This is a genomic window from Methylobacterium oryzae, assembly GCF_021398735.1.
Classification (GTDB): domain Bacteria; phylum Pseudomonadota; class Alphaproteobacteria; order Rhizobiales; family Beijerinckiaceae; genus Methylobacterium.
Window position 1 is genome coordinate 1,966,625 of the sequence record NZ_CP090349.1, and the last position, 21,406, is coordinate 1,988,030.

At 69.7% G+C, this 21,406-nt stretch carries 18 protein-coding genes; 15 read left to right on the forward strand and 3 right to left on the reverse strand.

Translation table 11 applies throughout. The features are described from left to right. Positions 1–4 precede the first annotated feature (4 nt). The 11 genes from bchY to LXM90_RS09455 all read left to right on the forward strand — a co-directional run bounded on the left by bchY (position 5) and on the right by LXM90_RS09455 (position 10,456). The gene (gene bchY, locus LXM90_RS09405) at positions 5–1,534 is read left to right on the forward strand and encodes a chlorophyllide a reductase subunit Y (RefSeq protein ID WP_020091990.1); all 1,530 of its coding nucleotides are present in this window, start codon (positions 5–7) and stop codon (positions 1,532–1,534) included. After that, positions 1,534–3,000, forward strand: coding sequence for a chlorophyllide a reductase subunit Z (bchZ, locus tag LXM90_RS09410; RefSeq protein ID WP_020091991.1), 1,467 nt, complete (start codon positions 1,534–1,536; stop codon positions 2,998–3,000). Before bchY ends, bchZ begins: the two co-directional genes overlap by 1 nt. Before the next feature lie 35 nt (positions 3,001–3,035). Continuing rightward, positions 3,036–3,257, forward strand: coding sequence for a hypothetical protein (locus LXM90_RS09415; protein ID WP_026604760.1), 222 nt, complete (start codon positions 3,036–3,038; stop codon positions 3,255–3,257). Between the two features lie 127 nt (positions 3,258–3,384). After that, positions 3,385–3,621, forward strand: a complete 237-nt coding sequence (gene pufB / locus LXM90_RS09420) for a light-harvesting antenna LH1, beta subunit (protein ID WP_012319767.1) — start codon at positions 3,385–3,387, stop codon at positions 3,619–3,621. A 10-nt stretch (positions 3,622–3,631) separates the two neighbouring features. After that, positions 3,632–3,823: a light-harvesting antenna LH1, alpha subunit gene (gene pufA, locus LXM90_RS09425; RefSeq protein WP_020091993.1), complete on the forward strand. Its 192-nt coding sequence runs from the start codon at positions 3,632–3,634 to the stop codon at positions 3,821–3,823. Positions 3,824–3,903: 80 nt separating this feature from the next. Continuing rightward, positions 3,904–4,728 (forward strand): photosynthetic reaction center subunit L, encoded by an 825-nt coding sequence (pufL, locus tag LXM90_RS09430; protein WP_020091994.1) that lies wholly within the window; start codon positions 3,904–3,906, stop codon positions 4,726–4,728. 80 nt (positions 4,729–4,808) lie between these two features. Next, complete coding sequence (gene pufM / locus LXM90_RS09435; protein WP_020091995.1) at positions 4,809–5,789, forward strand: photosynthetic reaction center subunit M; 981 nt, start codon at positions 4,809–4,811, stop codon at positions 5,787–5,789. Positions 5,790–5,799: 10 nt separating this feature from the next. Then, positions 5,800–6,903, forward strand: a complete 1,104-nt coding sequence (gene pufC, locus LXM90_RS09440; protein WP_234082471.1) for a photosynthetic reaction center cytochrome PufC — start codon at positions 5,800–5,802, stop codon at positions 6,901–6,903. A 109-nt stretch (positions 6,904–7,012) separates the two neighbouring features. Then, positions 7,013–7,156: a DUF3096 domain-containing protein gene (locus LXM90_RS09445; RefSeq protein WP_012319762.1), complete on the forward strand. Its 144-nt coding sequence runs from the start codon at positions 7,013–7,015 to the stop codon at positions 7,154–7,156. 165 nt (positions 7,157–7,321) lie between these two features. Further along, complete coding sequence (gene ppdK / locus LXM90_RS09450; RefSeq protein ID WP_042671174.1) at positions 7,322–10,012, forward strand: pyruvate, phosphate dikinase; 2,691 nt, start codon at positions 7,322–7,324, stop codon at positions 10,010–10,012. Positions 10,013–10,204: 192 nt separating this feature from the next. Next, positions 10,205–10,456 (forward strand): hypothetical protein, encoded by a 252-nt coding sequence (locus LXM90_RS09455; protein ID WP_020091998.1) that lies wholly within the window; start codon positions 10,205–10,207, stop codon positions 10,454–10,456. Positions 10,457–10,538: 82 nt separating this feature from the next. Here LXM90_RS09455 and LXM90_RS09460 read toward each other — a convergent pair whose 3' ends face one another. From LXM90_RS09460 to LXM90_RS09470, 3 genes are all read right to left on the reverse strand, one after another. Further along, entirely contained in the window at positions 10,539–12,053 is a 1,515-nt protein-coding gene (locus tag LXM90_RS09460; RefSeq protein WP_103984769.1) for a DUF882 domain-containing protein, read from the reverse strand. Between the two features lie 142 nt (positions 12,054–12,195). Continuing rightward, a complete protein-coding gene (locus tag LXM90_RS09465; protein ID WP_103984768.1) occupies positions 12,196–14,220 on the reverse strand; it encodes a L,D-transpeptidase family protein in 2,025 nt (674 codons plus the stop codon). A gap of 246 nt (positions 14,221–14,466) precedes the next feature. Beyond that, positions 14,467–15,951: a sigma-54-dependent transcriptional regulator gene (locus LXM90_RS09470; RefSeq protein WP_020092001.1), complete on the reverse strand. Its 1,485-nt coding sequence runs from the start codon at positions 15,949–15,951 to the stop codon at positions 14,467–14,469. A 250-nt stretch (positions 15,952–16,201) separates the two neighbouring features. Between LXM90_RS09470 and LXM90_RS09475 the strand changes: the two genes are divergently transcribed. From LXM90_RS09475 to LXM90_RS09490, 4 genes are all read left to right on the forward strand, one after another. Continuing rightward, positions 16,202–18,073, forward strand: a complete 1,872-nt coding sequence (locus LXM90_RS09475; RefSeq protein ID WP_020092002.1) for a M3 family oligoendopeptidase — start codon at positions 16,202–16,204, stop codon at positions 18,071–18,073. A gap of 109 nt (positions 18,074–18,182) precedes the next feature. Further along, on the forward strand, positions 18,183–19,544 hold the full coding sequence (locus tag LXM90_RS09480) for an ABC1 kinase family protein (RefSeq protein WP_234082473.1): 1,362 nt from the start codon (positions 18,183–18,185) through the stop codon (positions 19,542–19,544). 122 nt (positions 19,545–19,666) lie between these two features. Further along, on the forward strand, positions 19,667–19,960 hold the full coding sequence (locus LXM90_RS09485; protein ID WP_020092004.1) for an aa3-type cytochrome c oxidase subunit IV: 294 nt from the start codon (positions 19,667–19,669) through the stop codon (positions 19,958–19,960). A gap of 207 nt (positions 19,961–20,167) precedes the next feature. Further along, a complete protein-coding gene (locus tag LXM90_RS09490; protein WP_020092005.1) occupies positions 20,168–21,397 on the forward strand; it encodes a Re/Si-specific NAD(P)(+) transhydrogenase subunit alpha in 1,230 nt (409 codons plus the stop codon). Positions 21,398–21,406 lie beyond the last annotated feature (9 nt).

Consider the following 21,406-nt stretch of genomic DNA (forward strand, 5'->3'; position numbering starts at 1 on the left):
GCGCATGGCCGTCTCCCTCGACATCGCCGATCTGCGGGCCCGCAAGGCGCCGGCCACCATCGACCTCGCCGCGGCGCAGAGCGACGGCCTGGGCTGCCACGCCGGTAAGGACGCGATGGTGGCGGCCGCGGAAGCCGCCGGCATGTCGGAGACCCTGGCGCAGCTGCGCGAGGATTATCCCCAGGGCCCGCACGACCAGCCGCAGAGCATGTGCCCGGCCTTCGGCTCGCTGCGGGTCGGTCTGCGGATGCGCCGCACGGCGACGATCCTGTCGGGCTCGGCCTGCTGCGTGTACGGCCTGACCTTCACGTCGCATTTCTACGGGGCGCGGCGCAGCGTCGGCTACGTGCCGTTCAACTCCGAGACGCTCGTCACCGGCAAGCTGTTCGAGGACATCCGCGAGGCGGTCCACGCGACTGCGAAGCCGGAGGATTACGACGCCGTCGTCGTCATCAACCTCTGCGTTCCGACGGCCTCCGGTGTGCCGCTGCGCCTGCTGCCGAAGGCGATCGACGGCGTCCGGGTGATCGGGATCGACGTGCCGGGCTTCGGCGTCCCGACCCACGCGGAAGCGAAGGACGTGCTCGCCGGCGCCATGCTCAAGGTCGCCCGCGCGGAGGCCGAGCAGGGGCCCGTCGCCGCCCCCCGCGGTGGCCGTTCCGAGCGCCCGAGCGTCGCGCTGCTGGGCGAGGTCTTCCCGGCCGACCCGGTGGTGATCGGATCGCTCCTGGAGCCGCTGGGACTCTCGGCCGGCCCGGTCGTGCCGACCCGGGAATGGCGCGAGCTCTACGCGGCCCTCGACTGCGCGGCGGTGGCGGCGATTCACCCGTTCTACACGGCCTCGATCCGCGAGTTCGAGGCGGCCGGCCGCCCGATCGTCGGCTCCGCTCCCGTCGGCGTCGACGGGACCGCCGACTGGCTCGACCGGATCGGCGAGGCCTGCGGCGTGCCCCGCGCCACCGTCGAGGCCGCCAAGAACCGCATCCTGCCCGGTATCCGCGGCGCGCTCGGCGCGATGCCGATCAAGGGGCGGATCACGCTCTCGGGCTACGAGGGATCGGAGCTGCTCGTGGCGCGCCTCCTCGTCGAGAGCGGCGCCGAGGTCCCCTATGTCGGCACCGCCTGCCCGCGCACGCCCTGGTCGGAGGCGGATCGCGACTGGCTCGAGTCTCGCGGAACGGAGGTCCGCTACCGGGCCTCCCTCGAGGATGATCTGTTCGCCTTCGAAGCGCTGAAGCCCGATCTCGCCATCGGCACGACGCCGGTGGTGCAGCGCGCCAAGGAGCGCGGCACGCCGGCGCTCTACTTCACCAACCTGATCTCGGCGCGCCCGCTGATGGGCGCGGCCGGCGCCGGGTCGCTCGCCACGGTGATCAACGCCGCCCTCGGCAACAGGGCGCGGTTCGACGCCATGCGCGACTTCTTCGAGGGCGTCGGCACCGGCCACGCCGCGGGCGTCTGGCAGGAGGTGCCGCAGAAGCGCCAGGGACCGAAGATCGAGGGTCCGAAGAAGCCGATCGGGGAGATGGCCTGATGCTCATCCTCGATCACGACAGGGCCGGGGGCTACTGGGGCGCGGTCTACGTCTTCACGGCGATCAAGGGCCTGCAGGTCGTCATCGACGGCCCCGTGGGCTGCGAGAACCTGCCGGTCACCTCGGTGCTGCACTACACCGACGCGCTGCCGCCGCACGAGCTGCCGATCGTGGTCACCGGGCTCGCCGAGGAGGAACTCGGCCGGCACGGCACCGAGGGCGCCATGAAGCGCGCCCACGCGACCCTCGATCCGGGCCAGCCCAGCGTCGTGGTCACCGGCTCCATCGCCGAGATGATCGGCGGAGGCGTGACCCCTGAGGGCACCGGCCTCCAGCGCTTCCTGCCGCGCACCATCGACGAGGACCAGTGGCAGGCCGCCGACCGCGCCATGCGCTGGCTCTGGCAGGAATACGGCGCCAAGAAATTCGCCAAGAAGGGCATCCCGGCCCGGCCGGAGAAGAAGCCCGGCGAGAAGCCGCGGGTGAACCTGATCGGCCCGGCCTACGGCACCTTCAACATGCCCTCCGACCTCGCCGAGATCCGGCGGTTGGTCGAGGGGATCGGCGCCGAGGTGAACCTCACCTTCCCGCTCGGCGCGCACCTCGCCGACGTGCCGAAGCTGGTCAACACCGACGCCAATATCTGCCTCTACCGGGAGTTCGGGCGGCTGCTCTGCGAGGATCTGGAGCGCCCGTACCTTCAGGCGCCGATCGGCATCCTGTCCACGACCAAGTTCCTGCGCTCGCTCGGCGAGATCCTGGGCCTCGATCCCGAGCCGTTCATCGAGCGGGAGCGGCACACCACGATCAAGCCGGTCTGGGATCTCTGGCGCTCGGTGACGCAGGACTTCTTCGGGACCGCGAGCTTCGGCATCGTCGCGACCGAGACCTACGCGCGGGGCGTGCGCCACTTCCTAGAAGACGAGATGGGCCTGCCCTGCCACTTCGCCTTCGGGCGCTCGGCCGGTCTGAAGCCCGACAACGCGGCCGTCCGCGCCGCCGTCGCGGCCAAGCCGCCGCTGGTCCTGTTCGGCTCGTTCAACGAGCGGATGTACCTCGCCGAGTGCGGAGCCCGGGCAACCTACGTGCCGGCCTCGTTCCCCGGCGCGATCATCCGGCGGCACACCGGCACGCCGTTCATGGGCTACGCCGGGGCGACCTACCTGGTCCAGGAGGTCTGCAACGCCCTGTTCGACACCCTCTTCCACATCCTGCCGCTCGCCCGCGACATGGACAAGGTCGAGGCCACTCCCACTCGGCGGCACGCCGAGCTGCCGTGGGACGAGGCCGCCCGGCAGGCACTCGACGCCCTCGTCGAGGCCCAGCCGGTGCTCGCCCGGATCTCCGCGGCCAAGCGCCTGCGCGACGCCGCCGAGCGGGCTGCCCGGGACACCGAGGCCGCCGCCGTAGCGCCCGCCCACGTGGCGCGGGCCCGGGCCGCCCTCGCGGGAGGAGTGCCCGCATGAGCCGCCTTTCCGTTTCACCCAGAGGAGACCTGACGATGCGAACGATGGTCCCGACCGGCCGCCAGCACCAGGAAGCGTTTCAGTTCCGGCTGATCCTGGCGGCGACCTACCCGTTCTTCCTCGCCGCCGCGGCGCTGAACCGGTTCCGGCCCAGCCGCGAGACGGCCCGCCCAGGCCTGGCGCCGGCGCGCCGCTCGGTCTTCGGCGAGGCCCGCGCCATGGCGGTTCAGGCGATCCCCTTCGCCTTCATGGGCTGAAACGCCCCTGAGCGAGACGCTTCCGTCCGGTCACGCGGGGGAAGTCGGGCCGTGACAGCCGAAAGGCATCGCGGCTGAACCCGTCGCGCCTCGCCAGAGGCGCGGCCAACACACGGAGGTCTGAACGATGGCGAGTGGACCCGTCACAACAGAAAGACCGAGCAGCCTGTCCGGGCTGACGGAACCGGAAGCCAAGGAGTTCCACGCGATCTTCCTGACGAGCTTCCTCATCTTCACGGCGATCGCCGTGGTCGCCCACATCCTCGTCTGGCTGTGGCGTCCGTGGCTCCCCGGACCGCAGGGCTACGCCTCTCTCGAGGGCGTTCGCGATGCGGCCCACGCCCTCGTCACGATGATCGGCTGAGGAGGATCGGATGCACAAGGTTTGGTTGCTCTTCGATCCGCGGCGCACGCTGGTGGCTCTGTTCACCTTCCTCTTTATCCTGGCGCTGCTGATCCACTTCATCCTGCTCTCGACCGACCGGTTCAACTGGCTGGACGGCCCGAGAAACAACAAGGCGGCCCAGAACACCATCACGCTCGCGCTGCCGCAGATGCCGGCCTGAGTGCCGGTCCGGACCGCGGCGCGCGAGGGCCGCGGTCCACCAACCTTCTTCTTCTCCGGCCTGACTGAGGAGCAGCCGCCATGGCGATGCTGAGCTTCGAGCGCAAATACAGGGTTCGCGGCGGCACCTTGCTCGGAGGCGACCTGTTCGACTTCTGGGTCGGGCCGTTCTTCGTCGGTTTCTTCGGCGTCGTCGGTATGTTCTTCACGGTGCTGGGCACCGCGCTCGTCATCTACGGCGCCGCGATCGGACCGACCTGGAACATCTGGCAGATCAACATCGCGCCGCCCGATGTCAGCTACGGCCTGAGACTCGCGCCGCTGAAGGATGGTGGGCTCTGGCAGATCATCACCATGTGCGCGCTCGGCTCGTTCGTTTCCTGGGCGCTGCGCGAGGTCGAGATCTGCCGCAAGCTCGGGATCGGCTACCACGTCCCCGCGGCCTTCGGCATGGCGATCTTCGCCTACTTCACCCTCGTGGTGATCCGGCCGCTGCTGATGGGCGCCTGGGGCTACGGCTTCCCGTACGGCATCCTCAGCCATCTCGATTGGGTGTCCAACACCGGATACCAGTATCTCCACTTCCACTATAATCCGGCCCACATGCTGGCCGTGACGTTCTTCTTCACGACGACGCTGGCCCTGGCGATGCACGGCGGCCTGATCCTGTCGGCGACCAACCCGAAGAAGGGCGAGACCGTCAAGACGCCCGAGCACGAGGACACCTTCTTCCGCGACACGATCGGCTACTCGATCGGCACGCTCGGCATCCACCGCCTCGGCCTGTTCCTGGCGCTCTCTGCAGGGTTCTGGAGCGCGGTCTGCATCGTCATCAGCGGGCCGTTCTGGACGCAGGGCTGGCCGCAATGGTGGGGCTGGTGGCTCAACCTGCCGGTCTGGCGGTGACGGGTCGGACGCGATCGGAACGAGGGGACTAACGCGGGTCGCCGCCGCTCAGCGCGCGGCACTCCGGGGGAGGGCAGGCCATGGCCTATTACCAGAACATCTTCACGCAGGTTCAGGTGCGCCCGCTCGTGCCGGATCAGGGCGTTCCGGTCGCGGTCGACGAGCGGGTCGGCAAGCCGTTCAACAGCTACCTGTTCGGGCTGATCGGCAACAGCCAGGTCGGGCCGATCTACATCGGCTACATCGCGGCCCTGTCGATCACATGCGGGGTGATCGCCTTCGAGATCATCGGGCTCAACATGTGGGCCTCGGTGAACTGGGACCCGGTCCAGTTCGTCCGGCAATTGCCGTGGCTCGCCCTCGAGCCGCCTCTCCCGAAGTACGGCCTGAAGGTCCTTCCGCCCCTGAACGAGGGCGGGTGGTGGCTCATCGCCGGCTTCTTCCTGACGGCCTCGATCCTGCTGTGGTGGGTCCATCTCTACAAGCGGGCGCGGGCGCTCGGCCTCGGCCTGCACGTGCCGTGGGCCTTCGCGTCGGCGATCTGGCTCTACCTCGTCCTCGGCTTCATCCGGCCGGTGCTGATGGGCTCGTGGTCGGAAGCCGTGCCGTTCGGCATCTTCCCGCACCTCGACTGGACCGCGGCCTTCTCGCTCCGCTACGGGAACCTCTTCTACAACCCGTTCCACATGCTCTCGATCACGTTCCTCTACGGGTCGACGCTGCTGTTCGCGATGCACGGGGGCACGATCCTGGCCTGCTCGCGCTACGGCGCGGAGCGCGAGATCGACCAGATCGTCGACCGCGGCACGGCCACCGAGCGCGCCGCCCTGTTCTGGCGCTGGACCATGGGCTTCAACGCCACGATGGAGTCGGTCCATCGCTGGGCGTGGTGGTTCGCCGTGCTGACGACGCTGACCGGCGGCATCGGCATCCTGCTCACCGGGACCGTGGTCGACAACTGGTACCTCTGGGCCGTCAAGCACGGCGTCGCGCCCTCGTACCCGCAGGTCTACGGCCCGATCGTGGATCCCGCCCATCTCGCACCCGGCATGAAGCCGTGAGGAGGCCGTCATGAAGACGATTCTGGCGGTGGCCGGCGGCGCACTGGCCCTCTTCCTCACCATCGCGATGTTCGGCGGCGCCGGCTGGACCCACCCGCCGATGGCGAACAAGCAGACCGGCTTCCGCGGGACGGGCATGGACCTGATCCGCACCCGCGCCGGCAACGAGGCGCTGGCCGCCGCGAACGTCGCCCCGACCCCGGCCGATCCGGCCGATGCGGGCGGCGACAAGGCCTCGGCCGTCTACCAGAACGTCCAGGTTCTGGGCGATCTTTCGGCCGAGCAGTTCAACCGGCTGATGGTGTCGATCACCGAGTGGGTGGCCCCGCAGCAGGGCTGCACCTACTGCCACAGCACCGAGAACATGGCGTCCGACGAGCTCTACCAGAAGCGCGTCGCCCGGCGGATGCTCCAGATGACCCAGTACATCAACTCGTCCTGGAAAGAGAACCACGTCCATCAAACGGGCGTGACCTGCTACACCTGTCACCGCGGCAATCCGGTGCCGGCCAATATCTGGTTCGATCATCCGGTTCAGGGGGCGGGGCGCTTCATCCCGCGCAACAACAGCCAGAACCTCGCCTCCGCAGAAGTCGGCAACACCTCGCTGCCCTACGACGTCTATCAGGCCTTCTATCAGCACAAGGAGACGTCGGAGGACGCGGTCCGGGTCAACGCCACCACGGCGCTGCCGGAGACCAAGGGCAAGCCGATCCAGGACGCCGAGAAGACCTTCGCGATCATGATCAGCATGTCGCAATCGCTCGGGGTCAACTGCACCTTCTGCCACAACACCCGATCGGTGGCGCAGTGGGACACCAGCACGCCCAACCGCATCCATGCCTGGTACGGCATCCGCATGGTGCGTGACCTGAACCAGGATTACATGGAGCCGCTGAAATCGACATTCCCGCGGAACCGGCTCGGGATCCTGGGCGACGTGCCGAAGATCAACTGCGCCACCTGTCACAACGGCGCCAACAAGCCGCTCAACGGCGCCAACGTGATCGAGCCCTATCCGGAGCTGTCGCACCCGACGATCGCCGTGAGCCTGCCGACCGGCGAGGCCAAGGACCCGATCCCCGGGACCGAGACCCCGACGCCGAAGCCCTGATCCGCCCCGGGGCGGCCGGACCACCGGCCGCCCCGCCCAAGCTACAGGGAACCTCCGTGGGGTAGAGGCGTCGATACCGGCGGCCAAGCTCGGCCCTCAGGAGGCGTCCGTGACCATCACCATCTCGAACCTCCAGCCGCTGATCGCGATACTCGCCGGAATCCTGATCCTGGTGATGCCGCGGCTGCTCAACTACATCGTCGCGATCTACCTGATCGTCGTCGGCGTGATCGGGCTCGGAATCCTGCATTGACGGGCCGCGCCCGCGCCGCGACGGCGCGGACCTGACAGACCGCTCGAGCCGTCAGTCGCGCACGCACAGGGCCATCGCGCGTTCATCTTGCGTTGCGCTGCGGGATGGTCCAACCCCGCCCATCAGCTCGGCCGGCGCCGGGCACCAGATACGGACGGGATCGACATGGCGACCGGCAGCGCGAAGTGGGTCTATGCCTTCGGCGACGGCAAGGCGGAGGGCAAGTCGCAGATGCGCGACCTGCTCGGCGGCAAGGGCGCCAATCTCGCCGAGATGTCCAACCTGGGCCTGCCGGTCCCGCCGGGCTTCACGATCACCACCGAGGTCTGCACCTACTTCTACGATCACGGCAAATCCTATCCGCCGGAACTCAAGGATCAGGTCGCGGAAGCGCTCGCCCAGGTGGGCAAGCTCACCGGCCGCAAGTTCGGCGACGCGACGAACCCGCTGCTCGTGTCGGTCCGCTCGGGTGCGCGCGCCTCGATGCCCGGCATGATGGACACGGTCCTCAATCTCGGCCTCAACGACGAGACCGTCCTGGCCCTCGCCAAGGAGGCCGACGACGAGCGTTTCGCCTACGATTCGTACCGCCGTTTCATCACGATGTACTCGAACGTGGTGCTCGGCGTTGAGCACCACGCCTTCGAGGAGGCGCTGGAGCAGTACAAGGAGGGCAAGGGCTTCGACCTAGACACCGAGCTCGGCGCCGGCGACTGGAAGACCCTCATCCAGACCTACAAGAGCATCGTGCGCGACGAGCACGGCTCGGACTTCCCGCAGGGCGCGGACGACCAGCTCTGGGGCGCGATCGGCGCCGTGTTCAATTCGTGGATGATCCCCCGCGCGAAGAAGTACCGGGAGCTGAACAACATCCCGGAGAGCTGGGGCACGGCCGTCAACGTGCAGGCCATGGTGTTCGGCAACATGGGCGACACGTCGGCCACCGGCGTCGCCTTCACCCGCAACCCCTCCACCGGTGAGAAGGCGCTCTACGGCGAGTTCCTGATCAACGCGCAGGGCGAGGATGTCGTGGCGGGCATCCGCACCCCGCAGAACATCACCGAGAAGGCGCGGGAAGAGGCGGAGAGCGACAAGCCTTCCATGGAGAAGGCCATGCCCGAGAGCTTCGCGGAGCTGACCCGGATCTACGGGATCCTGGAGTCGCACTACCGCGACATGCAGGACATGGAATTCACCATCGAGAAGGGGAAGCTCTGGATGCTCCAGACCCGCAACGGCAAGCGCACGGCCAAGGCCGCCCTGCGCATCGCCGTTGATCTGGCGGGCGAGGGGCTGATCTCCCGCGAGGAGGCGATCGGCCGCGTCGAGCCCGGCGCCCTCGACCAACTCCTGCACCCGACCATCGACCCGAAGGCCGACCGCAAGGTGATCGCCTCCGGCCTGCCGGCCTCGCCCGGCGCGGCGACCGGCGAGATCGTATTCAATTCCGAGGACGCGGAGGCGCACCGCAAGGCCGAGCGCAAGTGCATCCTCGTCCGGATCGAGACCTCGCCCGAGGACATCCACGGCATGCACGCCGCCGAGGGCATCCTCACCACCCGCGGCGGCATGACCAGCCACGCCGCCGTGGTGGCCCGCGGCATGGGCAAGCCCTGCGTCTCCGGCGTCGGCTCGATCCGGATCGACTACAAGGCGCAGACCCTGACGGTCGGCGGCACGACGCTGAAGGCCGGCGACCGGATCACCATCGACGGGTCCACGGGCCAGGTGATCCAGGGCGAGGTGAAGATGCTGGAGCCCGAGCTGTCGGGCGACTTCGCCACGCTGATGGAGTGGGCCGACGCGATCCGCGGCATGAAGGTCCGCGCCAACGCCGACACGCCGACCGACGCCCGGACCGCGCGCAATTTCGGCGCCGAGGGCATCGGCCTCTGCCGCACCGAGCACATGTTCTTCGAGGGTGACCGCATCATCGCGGTCCGCGAGATGATCCTCGCCGACGACGCCGAGGGCCGACGGACGGCGCTGGCGAAGATCCTGCCCTACCAGCGGCAGGACTTCCTCGAGCTGTTCACGATCATGTCCGGCCTGCCGGTCACGATCCGCCTCCTCGACCCGCCGCTCCACGAGTTCCTGCCGCACACCGACGCCGAGGTCGCCGAGGTCGTGAAGGCGACGGGCGTCTCCGAGGAGAAGATCCGGCACCGGACGCGCGAGCTGTCCGAGCACAACCCGATGCTCGGCTTCCGCGGCTGCCGCCTCGCGATCGCCTTCCCGGAGATCGCCGAGATGCAGGCCCGCGCGATCTTCGAGGCCGCGGTCCAGGCGGCCGCCGATACCGGCAAGGCGGTGACGCCCGAGGTGATGGTGCCGCTGGTCTTCACCCGCGCCGAGTTCGACATCGTGAAGGCCCGCATCGACGCCATGGCGAAGGCCGTGGCCGAGGAGAAGGGCGCGACCCTCGACTATCAGGTCGGCACGATGATCGAGCTGCCGCGCGCGGCCCTCAAGGCCAACGAGATCGCCGAGACCGCGGAGTTCTTCTCCTTCGGCACCAACGACCTCACCCAGACGGCGCTGGGCATCTCCCGCGACGACGCCGCCACCTTCCTGGGCCCCTACACCCAGAAGGGCATCCTGCCGGCCGACCCGTTCATCACGATCGACCAGGAAGGCGTGGGCGAGCTGGTGCGCATCGGCGTCGAGCGCGGCCGCAAGACCCGGCCGGACATCAAGCTCGGCATCTGCGGCGAGCACGGCGGCGATCCCGCCTCGGTCGGCTTCTGCCAGGAGGTGGGACTCGATTACGTGTCCTGCTCGCCCTACCGGGTGCCGATTGCCCGGCTGGCGGCCGCCCAGGCGGCGCTCGGCAAGGTCGCCGGCAAGGAAGGCTGAGACCGGTCCGGGGGACGCCGAGCACGTCCCCCTTTCGGCTATCAACCTTCCGTATGAGGATCAGTGGAAAAATTCGCCTTTCGGTCGAACTCGCCTCTTTTTGAGGCGTTCTTCGATTGAATGGGTACGCCCGACGTGCGCCTAATCGGCCCGCGTCGGGTTCAGCATCGCCCGTCAGAAGCGGCCGCCACCATGTCCCACAGCCCATCGCCGCTGTGCCTCGCCGAGACCGAAGCGGTCGCGGCTGTCCCGAGCGTCGCCGTTCGCGCCTACCTCGCTCTCGTCGCCGGTCTCGGCGGTGTCGTCACGGCCGTGATGCTGATGATGTCGGTCGCGGCCAACAGCGGCAGCGAGGCGGAGCGCATCTCGGCGACGCAGGAAGACAGCTACGCGACCACGCTGGTCGGCGCGCTGGCGGTCAACCTGTCCAAGCCTCTGCGCTGAGCGGGTATCCGGCGTCGACCGCCCCGGGTGGCCCGGCCCACTGCGTGGCTCCGATCCGGACGTCCTGACGACGACGGTCGAATCACCGCGCCCCCGACACGGCCCGCGCGGCCGAGCCGGTGAAACGGGTCGGCAGGTCGTCGCCGGGGCTGCGGGGACTGAAGCGCGTAGTGACCCGGTCGGGCGCTGCGCCGACCACCGCGTCGGGCGCGGCGCCGCGCAGGCGCGTGGCGGCCACGTGCACGGGGGTCGCGCGGCTCGCCGGGGCAGCGCCCGGGCCGGCCGATACGGAGTCGAACAGGGCGCGCAGTTGCGCCTTGGCATCCGCGTCCGGAGCCACGAGGGAGCGGGCGCGAGCCGGAACCGCCGCCGCCGGCTTGTCGAGGGCGCGGATCTCGGCCGCCGGCGCGAGGTTGGCCATCCCGCGCTCCAGCGCCGCGAACTGCACAGGGCGGGGCGGCGGCAGGGGCATGTTCAGGCTCGCCGCGACGGCGGCCATATCGGCGGGGCGCCGCGGCGGGAGCGGTGCCGTGACGGCGGTCACGGTATCGTCGACGGCGACCGGCTGACTGGCGGTCAGGAGCGCCTTGGCGTCGGCGGGCCTGGTGTCGGAGGGCTTGGTCTCGGCGCCTTTCGCCTGCGCCCGCTCGGCCAGCGAGCCGCGCAGGGCGTCGTCGGCCGCGGGCGCCGCGTAGGCGAGGGCCGCGCGCGCGCCCGCCGGATCCTGCGGATCGGCGCTCGCCACGGCGACGACGGGCGCGCGGCGCGACTTCCGCGCCGTCTCCACCGGGGCCGGCACCGGCGCGGGTTCCGGTGCCGACCGGCCGCCGCCGAACAGGCTGGCCAGGAAGCCGAACAGGCCGGGCCCGTCCTCCTCCTCGCCGCTGGCCATCTGCGTCGTGAGGCCCGCCACGGTGCCGCCGCGGGCCAGGATCTCGGCCTTGGCCTCCTCGTAGCGAGGGAAGGGCCGGTTGTCGCTCGGGAGCAGGACGGTCTTGCCGTCCGGGAAGAGGCGGGCGAGCTGATCGTGGGTCATGCGCGGCCACATCCGCACCGAGCCCACGTCGAGGTGCACGAACGGCGTTCCGGCATGGGGGTACCAGCCGACGCCGCCGCGCTGCATCCGGAGACCGACCTCCCGGATCCGGTCGATCGACACGTCCGGCAGGAAGAAGTCCATCGCCTTGCCGAGCATGTGCTGGCTGTACTCGGCCACCATCCTGGAGCGGCGGCGCAGCATCGCGTTGGTGCCCGGCGACCGGTAGGCCGACACGACGTGGATCGGCTGCGTCGCCCCGACCTGGCGATAGGCCTCCCAGACCGTATCGAACAGCCGCGGGTCCATCTTTGTCGGCTCGTTGACCCGCCAGTCGCGCAGGAGCCAGTTCAGCTGCTCGAGAGCCGCGCGGTCGTAGCGCCCATCGCGCTTGAACGTGATGGTCGCGCTCTCCTGCGTGTGGGTGTGGTAGATCGACAGGGAGCGGGTGTCGCCGTTGGCGACCGCGTCCTCGGTCTCGGCCGTCCCGGCGATCAGTCCGAGCGCGAGGCCGGACAGGGCGAGAGTGAGGTGGCGAAGGGCGCGCGGGAGACTGGGCACGACGGTCCTGATCCTCTCCCGACAGCCTGACCCGACGCCTGTTGAACCGGGTTCGCGACCGAAACGGCTAAGGCTCGACCGTGGCGAAATCGTGCCCGGCTGTGCGGCCGCGCACCTGAAAGTTGCTGGTGGCGCGGGTGGGCTACCACCACCCGCGCGGCGCCGCCTGCTGCGGCGCGGGCGTCCAGAGGCCGGGCTCGCCGTATTCCGGCGCGCTGTCGGCACGGGCGGCGCGACGCTGGGCGCGGCGCGGCGTCTCCGCCTCCTCGTAGCGCCCGCCCGGCCACGCGTCGGCATCCGCGATCGGCCGCTCGGGCGCGCGGCGATGGACGGTCCGGGGCGCGGGCGGCTTCGGGGCGCGCTCGGCCTTGCGTCGCGCCGGCTCTTCCGGGAGCCTGGCGATCGCCGGACCGCCGCCGCCGGGCAGCCCGAGGGCCGCGCGCATCGGCGCGTCGTAGCCGTAGAGATCCGGCAGGGTGCGGTAGGTGCCGCCGTCGTCCACGAACGCCGTGAAGTAGGCGAGGTGGACCGGCAGCTTCTCCGGCAGCCGGATGGTGCGCTCGCCCTTGCCGATCAGCTTCTTCAGCCGATCCGCGGACCAGTTCGGCAGCACCGCGTCGGCGAGGCGGAACGGGTCGTCGACGCGGACGCAGCCGTGGCTGAAATCGCGCTTCGCGGCCGAGAACAGCGAGCGGTTCGGCGTGTCGTGCAGGTAGACCGCGTGCTGGTTCGGGAACATGAATTTGATGAAGCCGAGCGCGTTGCGCTCCCCCGGGGGCTGGCGCAGCGAGATGTGCCCGCCGCGACGGACGACCTCGTAGCCGCCCCAGGTCTTGCCGCCGTAGCCGGCGAGCTTCGGCGCCATCGTCTTCAGGATCGACGGCGGGACGTACCAGGACGGGTTGACGACCGCATACTCCATCATCCCGGAGAACAGCGGCGTGCGCGATTCCGGCTTGCCGACGATGACCCGCGCCTCGTCGCGCATCACACCGCCCCGGTAGGCGCGCAGGCGATACTCCGGCACGTTGACGAGGATGTAATCCGGCCCCAGATCGCCCGGGAGCCAGCGCCACCGCTCCATGTTGACGATGAGTTCGGCCTCACCGCCCGTCGGGCGCGCCGTGCGGCCGGCATCGGCGAGGGCGAGCACCGTCTGGACGTTCAGGACGCCGTTCCCAGGTAGGCCGCGGCCGCGCTGGAACTTGGCCACCGCGTCGGCGACCATGGAATCGTACTCCTCCGGCTCGCCGGGCCCCTTGTCCAGGGTCGCGGCCGGACGGCTTTCGAGGTTGAAATGTGCCCGCAGCAGCGGGACGCGGGCATCGCGCATGCCGACGCGCAGGGCCGGCCCGGCCGGGAGGCGCAGCGGCTTCACCGCGGTCGGCGCAGGCCCCCGCAGGCTGGCGAGCCGCGCCTTCAGCGCGAGATAGCCCGGAGTCGCCGGGTTGTAGGCCTGCAGTGTCTCGCCGGCTTTCGCGCCGGCCTCGTCGAGCTTCGCCAGGACGTCGTTGCCGGCCGGCAGATCGAGGTGCGGGGTGATCAGCCGCGAGATCGAGGCCAGGTTGATCCGGCCGCCGCGGGCGTCCCGGGCATAGAGAACCGCCGCCGCGGACAGGCGCAGATCGGCGTCGGCGACCGCCTTCTCGTCCGGTTTGTCGGCGAGCGCCGGGACCGTGTAGGCGCGGGGGTCGAGCCCGTCCTCGGCGGCGGCCGCCAGCCGCGCCGACACCGCCTTCGCGGCGTCGGTCCAGGCCCCGCCGGAGATCCAGAGCGGCTTGAAGCTGCGGGCCTCGTAGAAGCTCCGGATCGCGTCGCGGTCCTTGCCGGCGAGGCGGAGCAGCAGGGGCGCGGCATCCGCGAACCGGGCGAAGATTGCGGCGCCGAGCGGGTCCGTCGGGGCGACCGGGGCCGCCGCGGCGGGAGCCGGGGACGGCTCGGCCGCCGGCGCCTCAGGCTTGTAGTCGGGAAGGGCGGTCGCGGCGGGCGCCGACGGGTCCGCCGGCGCGGGCGCCGCCGGCCCCGGCGCGGCAGTGGGCGGGGTCGCGGGGACATCGGTGGCCGGCTGGTCCAGCGCGGCCGTCGCGGCGCGGAGGGAGCCGGCCGGTGCCAGCGTGCCACCGAGAAGGGCGGCCAGCGCGATGAGGCTGGAGCGCGGGACGCGCATTGTGATCTCCCGGGGCGCGGCGGCAGGACCGCACGCTCAGATTGTGATTATCCGCGCAAGCGTGGCTTTGAGCAACCGCAGTTATCGCGAATAGAGGCTCGGTCCTGCAGATGAATGTGTCATTTCTAATGCTGCTCAGCTTACGATCCGCTCAATCATCTGCCGGCGCGACGCAGCAGGGCCGAGAATTTCAGCGACCGTGGCCGAAACGAATGCGCGCGGTGCGCTAGCGCACGCCGCGCTCGATCAGGCCGCGTCCTCGGTTTTATCGTCCTCCTCCAGCCCCAGATCCTTGAGCTTGCGGTAGAGGGTGGAGCGTCCGATGCCGAGGCGGCGCGAGACCTCGGACATCCGCTGCCGGTAGAACTGGAGCGCGAAGCGGATAATCTCCGCCTCCAGGACGTCCATCGGCTTCATCTCGCCGGTCTCCTCGGCGACGAGCGACATAGCGTGCGGGTCGCGGACCTCGACGCGGACGATCTCCCGCACCGGTTCGGGGGCGTAGGCCGGCATCTGCGGCTGGACCGGCGCTGCCGGGATCCGCACGTCGAAGCCCTCGACCTGCGCGGCGATCTGGGGGAATTCGGAGACGGTCAACTCGTCGCCGTCCGCCAGCACGACGGCGCGGAACAGGGCGTTCTCCAGCTGCCGGACGTTGCCCGGCCAGGGATAGCGCGTGAGCAGGGCCATGGCCTCCGGGCTGATCGCCCGCACGCGCTTGCCTTCCTCGGCCGAGAACCGCGCGCAGAACGAGCGGACGAGGTCCGGGATGTCCTCGCGGCGCGCCCGCAGGGGCGGCAGCGTCATCGGGAAGACGTTCAGGCGGTAGTAGAGATCCTCGCGGAACTTGCCCTGCTTCACGAGGTCGAGCAGCGACCGGTTCGTCGCCGAGACGAGTCGGATGTCCACCCGCACCGAGCGCTTGCCGCCGACGGGATCGACCTCGCCCTCCTGGAGGGCCCGGAGCAGCTTCACCTGCGCGTCGAGGGGCAACTCACCGATCTCGTCCAGGAACAGGGTCCCGCCCGAGGCCTCGACGAACTTGCCGGCGTGCTTCTCGGTGGCGCCGGTGAACGCCCCCTTCTCGTGGCCGAACAAAGTGGATTCCACCAGGTTCTCCGGGATCGCCCCGCAATTGACGGTCACGAAAGGCTTGCCGCGCCGGTCGCCGGACCCCTGGATCGCCCGGGCCAGGACCTCCTTGCCGACGCCGGACTCGCCCTCGATCAGAACGGGGATGTTCGACTTCGCCGCCCGCTCGGCGAGGCGGATCACCCGCTCCATGTCGGGGCTCTTCGAGGTGAGATCCTTGAAGGTGAGCGCCCCGGAGGCGCGGCGGCGCATGCGGCGCACCTCCTCCTCAAGCGTGTCGACCCGCAGGGCATTCTTGATCGAGACCTGGAGCCGCTCCGCGCCCGCCGGTTTGACCACGAAATCCACGGCGCCGGCCCGCATGGCGCTGACCACAGTGTCGATGGAGCCGTTGGAGGTCTGGACGATGACCGGCGTGGCGAGGCCGCTCTTGCGCATCTCGGCCAGGACACCGAGCCCGTCGAGCCCCGGCATCACGAGGTCGAGGAGCACGACATCCGCACCCTCGGATCGCAGCAGGGTCAGCGCGTCCGCACCGGTCTCGGCGATCCGCGCCTCGAAGCCGAAGCGGCGCACGGCCGCCTCGGCCAGGCGCCGCTGGACCGGATCGTCATCCACGATGAGCACGGTGGCGGACATGGCGGCTCCCTGAACGGCGCGCGAAGGCCGGACACGCGACGCGGGCTCGACCCGGTCGCGGCCTTCCGATTCGGCGACTGTTTCGTTTCGAGCCGTAGGGTGACCGACAGTCGTAAAGTGCCGCTTAACGACGTTTGCGCCGCGTCGTCACCGATCGCGCGCCGGTCCGACGGTCCCTCCGCGTTGAACGCGTGGCGGCACGCTCGATATCAGGGTACGGGGCCGGAGCCCTTGGAGAGGATCGCACACCATGATGCCGAGCCACACCGCCTCGCCGGTGACTGTCCGCCTGCCGGAGAGCGTGAGTGCCGCGCGCGCCGCCGCGAAGGCTGCCGACCTCGGCCATCTTCCGGAATGGGACCTCACGGATCTCTATTCCGGCCTCGATGATCCGAACTTCTCCGGCGACATGACCCGCGCCGAGGAGGAGTGCCGCCGCTTCTCCGAGACCTACGCCGGCCGGATCGCGGAGCTCGCCGCGGGCCCGGACGCGTCCGCGCGGCTGGCCGAGGCGGTGCGCGCCTACGAGGGCATCGAGGACCTGCTGGGCAAGCTCATGTCCTTCGCGGGTCTCGTCTATTCCGGCGACACCACCGACGAGGCGCGCGCCAAGTTCTACGGCGACACCCGCGAGCGGCTGACCAGCGCCTCGGCGGATCTCCTCTTCTTCGCCCTGGAGCTGAACCGCGTCGACGATACGGCCATGAACGCCGCGATGGCCGAAGGGCCGCTCGCCCACTACGCCCCGTGGATCGAGGACCTGCGGCGGGAGAAGCCGCACCAGCTCGACGATCGCACCGAGAAGCTGTTCCTCGAGAAGTCGGTCACGTCGAACGCCGCCTGGGACCGGCTGTTCAACGAAACGATCGCCGCGCTGCGCTTCACCGTGCAGGGCGAGGAGATGCCGCTGGAGCCGACGCTCAACAAGCTTCAGGATCCGGACGGCGCAGTCCGCAAGGAGGCGGCCGGCGCGATCAGCGCGGTCCTGCGCGGTCAGCTGCGGGTGTTCACGCTCATCACCAACACGCTGGCGAAGGACAAGGAGATCAGCGACCGCTGGCGCGGGTTCAAGGACGTCGCAGACGCGCGCCACCTGTCGAACCGGGTCGAGCCCGAGGTGGTGGAAGCCCTCGTCGACGCCGTGCGGGCGGCCTATCCCCGCCTGTCCCACCGCTACTACACGCTCAAGGCGAAGTGGTTCGGGCAGGAGGCTCTGCCCTACTGGGACCGCAACGCGCCGCTGCCCCGCGTCGAGCAGCGCACGATCCCGTGGACGGAGGCCCGCGACACGGTGCTGTCCGCCTACGACGCCTTCTCGCCGAAGATGGCGGGGATCGCGCGGCGCTTCTTCGACGAGCGCTGGATCGACGCACCGACCCGTCCCGGCAAGGCGCCGGGCGCCTTCGCGCATCCGACCGTGCCCTCCGTCCACCCCTATGTGCTGGTCAACTACCAGGGCAAGCCGCGGGACGTGATGACGCTGGCGCACGAGTTGGGCCACGGCGTCCACCAGGTGCTCGCCGGGCCGAACGGCGCCCTCATGGCGCCGACGCCCCTGACGCTGGCCGAGACGGCGAGCGTCTTCGGCGAGATGCTGACCTTCCGTCGGCTCCTCGCCGCGACCACGGACACGACCCAGCGTCGGGCCATGCTCGCCGCCAAGGTCGAGGACATGATCAACACGGTGGTGCGCCAGATCGCCTTCTACTCGTTCGAGCGGAAGGTCCATCTCGCCCGCGCCAAGGGCGAGCTGACCACAGATCAGATCAACGCGCTGTGGCTGTCCGTCCAGGCAGAATCGCTCGGTCCGGCCATCACGCTGGATTCCGGCTACGAGCCGTTCTGGGCCTACATCCCGCACTTCATCCACTCGCCGTTCTACGTCTACGCCTACGCGTTCGGCGACTGCCTGGTGAACTCGCTCTACGGCGTCTACGCCCGGGCGGAGGACGGCTTCGTGGACCGCTACTTCGCGTTGCTCGCGGCCGGTGGCTCGAAGCCATACGGTGAGCTGCTCGCGCCCTTCGGCCTCGACGCCAAGGACCCGGGCTTCTGGCAGATCGGGCTCGGCATGATCGAGAGCATGATCGTCGAGCTCGAGAGCATGGAAGGACAGGCCTGAGCCGAGCGCCGCGGACCCCGTCGGCCCCCGCGGCGCAGGGACCCACGCCCCTGGTTCGCGGCCGGGGGCGGCTTATCTGCGCATCATCGTCAGACAAGCAGATCGAGTGATGGCCGAGACCGACCGCGAAGCCAACCGCTTCTCCGCCCGCGCCGGGCGCTACGCCAGCGTGGGCGCCAACGTCGGCGGCGTCGCCGCCCGGATGGCCGTGGCACGGCTGTTCGGAAAGGAGGGCACTACCAACGCCGCCGCCCTGGCGCAGGCGCTGGGCGGCCTGAAGGGCCCGATCATGAAGGTGGCCCAGCTGCTGGCCACCGTTCCGGACCTGCTCCCGCCCGAATACGCGACCGAGCTGCAGAAGCTTCAGGCGGACGCTCCGCCGATGGGCGCGGCCTTCGTCCGGCGCCGGATGCAGTCGGAGCTCGGCGCCGGCTGGCAGGAGCGCTTCGGCAGCTTCGACCTCAAACCCGCGGCGGCGGCCTCGCTGGGCCAAGTCCATCGCGCGACCACCAAGGACGGCGAACGTCTCGCCTGCAAGCTCCAGTACCCGGACATGCAGTCGGCCGTGGAGGCCGACCTGAAGCAGCTGGAGGTCGCGTTCGCGCTGCACCGCCGGATGAACACGTGGCTCGACACGCGCGAGATCGCGAAGGAGATCGGCGCCCGGGTGCGCGAGGAGCTCGACTACGAGCGCGAGGCCAAGCACGCGGCGCTCTACGGGGCCGTGCAGAAGGACATCGCGGCGGTGCGCGTGCCGCGCGTCTTTCCGGAGCTCTCGACGAAGCGTCTGCTCACGCTCGGCTGGCTCGACGGGGACAAGATCCTGGGCTTCGCCGACGAGCCGGTCGAGGTGCGCAACCGGATCGCCCAGGCGATGTTCAAGGCGTGGTGGCACCCGTTCAGCCGGGCAGCGGTGATCCACGGCGACCCGCATCTGGGCAATTACACCGTGTTCTCGGACGCCGGCGAGGCCGCGGGAATCAACCTGCTGGACTACGGCTGCGTTCGGATCTTCCATCCGCGCTTCGTCGGCGGCGTCGTGGATCTCTACCGCGGCCTGTTGGAGAACGACGATGCCCGCATCGTCCACGCCTACGAGGTCTGGGGATTCAAGGATCTCGACAAGGAGAAGATCGAGATCCTGAACATCTGGGCCCGCTTCATCTACGGGCCGCTGCTCGAAGACCGTACTCGCACCGTCGCCGACGGCGTGAAGCCGGGGGAGTACGGTCGCCGACAGGCCTTCCAAGTCCATCAGGCCCTGAAGGAGCGCGGGCCCGTGACTGTCCCGCAGGAATTCGTCTTCATGGATCGCGCGGCCGTGGGGCTGGGCGCCGTGTTCCTCCACCTCAGATCTGAGCTCAACTACCACCGGTTGTTCGAGGCCGAGATCGAGCATTTCTCGCTGGACGAACTCACGAAACGCCAGGGCCGGGCACTCACCGAAGCCGGTCTGCCGAAACCGGCCTGATTCGACGCGAAGATGCACCGGGAGAGCGATCAACTTGCGTGCGTCCGATTGCGGCAGGTAAACGCTTGAGCTACATCCGACCGCGACCGCAAGAAGTCGCGTCTTAGGGAAACGAGCGCACGATGGCCGAGAGTGACACGGTGGCCGGGCACACCTACAGCCCGGCGATGGACGCGACGACGCACGAGCAGACCTATCGCGGATTTGTCCGGTTCGTCGAAATCGCCACTGGCGTCGTCATCTGCTGGGTGCTGGCCCTCGCCATCGGCGGGATCCGCGAGGCGTGGCTGCTGGCCATCGTCGGCGTGATCGCCTCCGGAGCCGCGGGCGCGGTGGGCGCCCTCGCGCCGGCCGTGGGGTGGAAGGCCCCGCTGGTCGTCGGCATTCTCCTGGTCCTCTACCTGTTCTTCGCCTGAGAGGGCCGTGGGCGGCGGCGTCGAGCGTCGCCGCGGATGACGAACCCGCTCGCGTTCGCCGGGCGGGTCGCTGACACATTGTTGGCAATTAAATTGGGCGCAAGTTACATTCCGGCCGCATCCATCGCGGTATCGTAGATCCGCCTCTCGAAAAGCTGCGCCGGTTCGCGCATTCGAAAGGCCGAGCTTTTCCAGGGGAACCCTCGCATGCGCATTGCTGTGCTGTCCGAGACGGACTCCGCGGAGCCGCGCGTCGCCGCGGTTCCTGAGACCGTCAAGAAGTTCAAGACTCTCGGTGCCGACGTCGTGGTGCAGTCCGGGGCCGGTCAAAAGGCCGGAATCCTGGACTCCGAGTACGAGGCCGCCGGCGCCAGCATCGCTGGGAGCGCCGCCGATGCTGCCGGGGATGCCGACCTCGTGCTCAAGGTCCGGCGCCCGAGCGCCGAGGAGCTGCCGCAGTTGAAGCGCGGCGCCACCGTGATCGCGATCATGGACCCCTACGGCAACGAGGACGCCCTCAAGGCGATGGCCGAGGCGGGGATCAACGGCTTCGCCATGGAGCTGATGCCCCGCATCACCCGCGCGCAGGTGATGGACGTCCTGTCCTCGCAGGCGAATCTCGCCGGCTACCGCGCGGTCGTCGACGGCGCCGCCGAGTACGGGCGGGCCATGCCGATGATGATGACCGCCGCCGGCACCGTGCCGGCCGCCCGCGTCTTCGTCATGGGCGTCGGCGTGGCCGGCCTCCAGGCCATCGCGACAGCCCGCCGGCTCGGCGCGGTCGTCACCGCCACCGATGTCCGGCCCGCCACCAAGGAGCAGGTCGAATCGCTCGGCGCCAAATTCGTCGCCGTCGAGGACGACGAATTCAAGCAGGCCGAGACGGCCGGCGGTTACGCCAAGGAGATGTCAGCCGAGTACCAGAAGAAGCAGGCGGAGCTGGTCAAGGGCCACATCGCCAAGCAGGACATCGTCATCACCACCGCACTGATCCCGGGCCGGCCGGCGCCGAAGCTGGTCTCCGAGGAGATGGTGGCGTCGATGAAGCCGGGTTCGGTCCTCGTCGATCTTGCGGTGGAGCGCGGCGGCAACGTCGCCGGCGCCAAGGCTGGCGAGGTCGTCACGAACGATCGCGGCGTGAAGATCGTCGGCCACGTCAACGTGCCGGGGCGGCTCGCCGCCACCTCGTCGAGCCTCTACTCTCGCAACCTCTACGCCTTCGTCGAGACCCTGATCGACAAGGAATCGAAGGCGCTGGCCATCAACTGGGACGACGAGCTGGTGAAGGCCACGAACCTCACCCGAGACGGCTCGGTCGTCCACGCATCCTTCCAGCCCAAGACCGATGGCGCAGCCTCGGAAGCCGCCTCCGTGGGGCTGGCCAAGTCGGAGGCCAGCAAGGCGTCCGGTGCGGCCACCCCGGCAGGCGCGCAGTGAAGCCTGGCC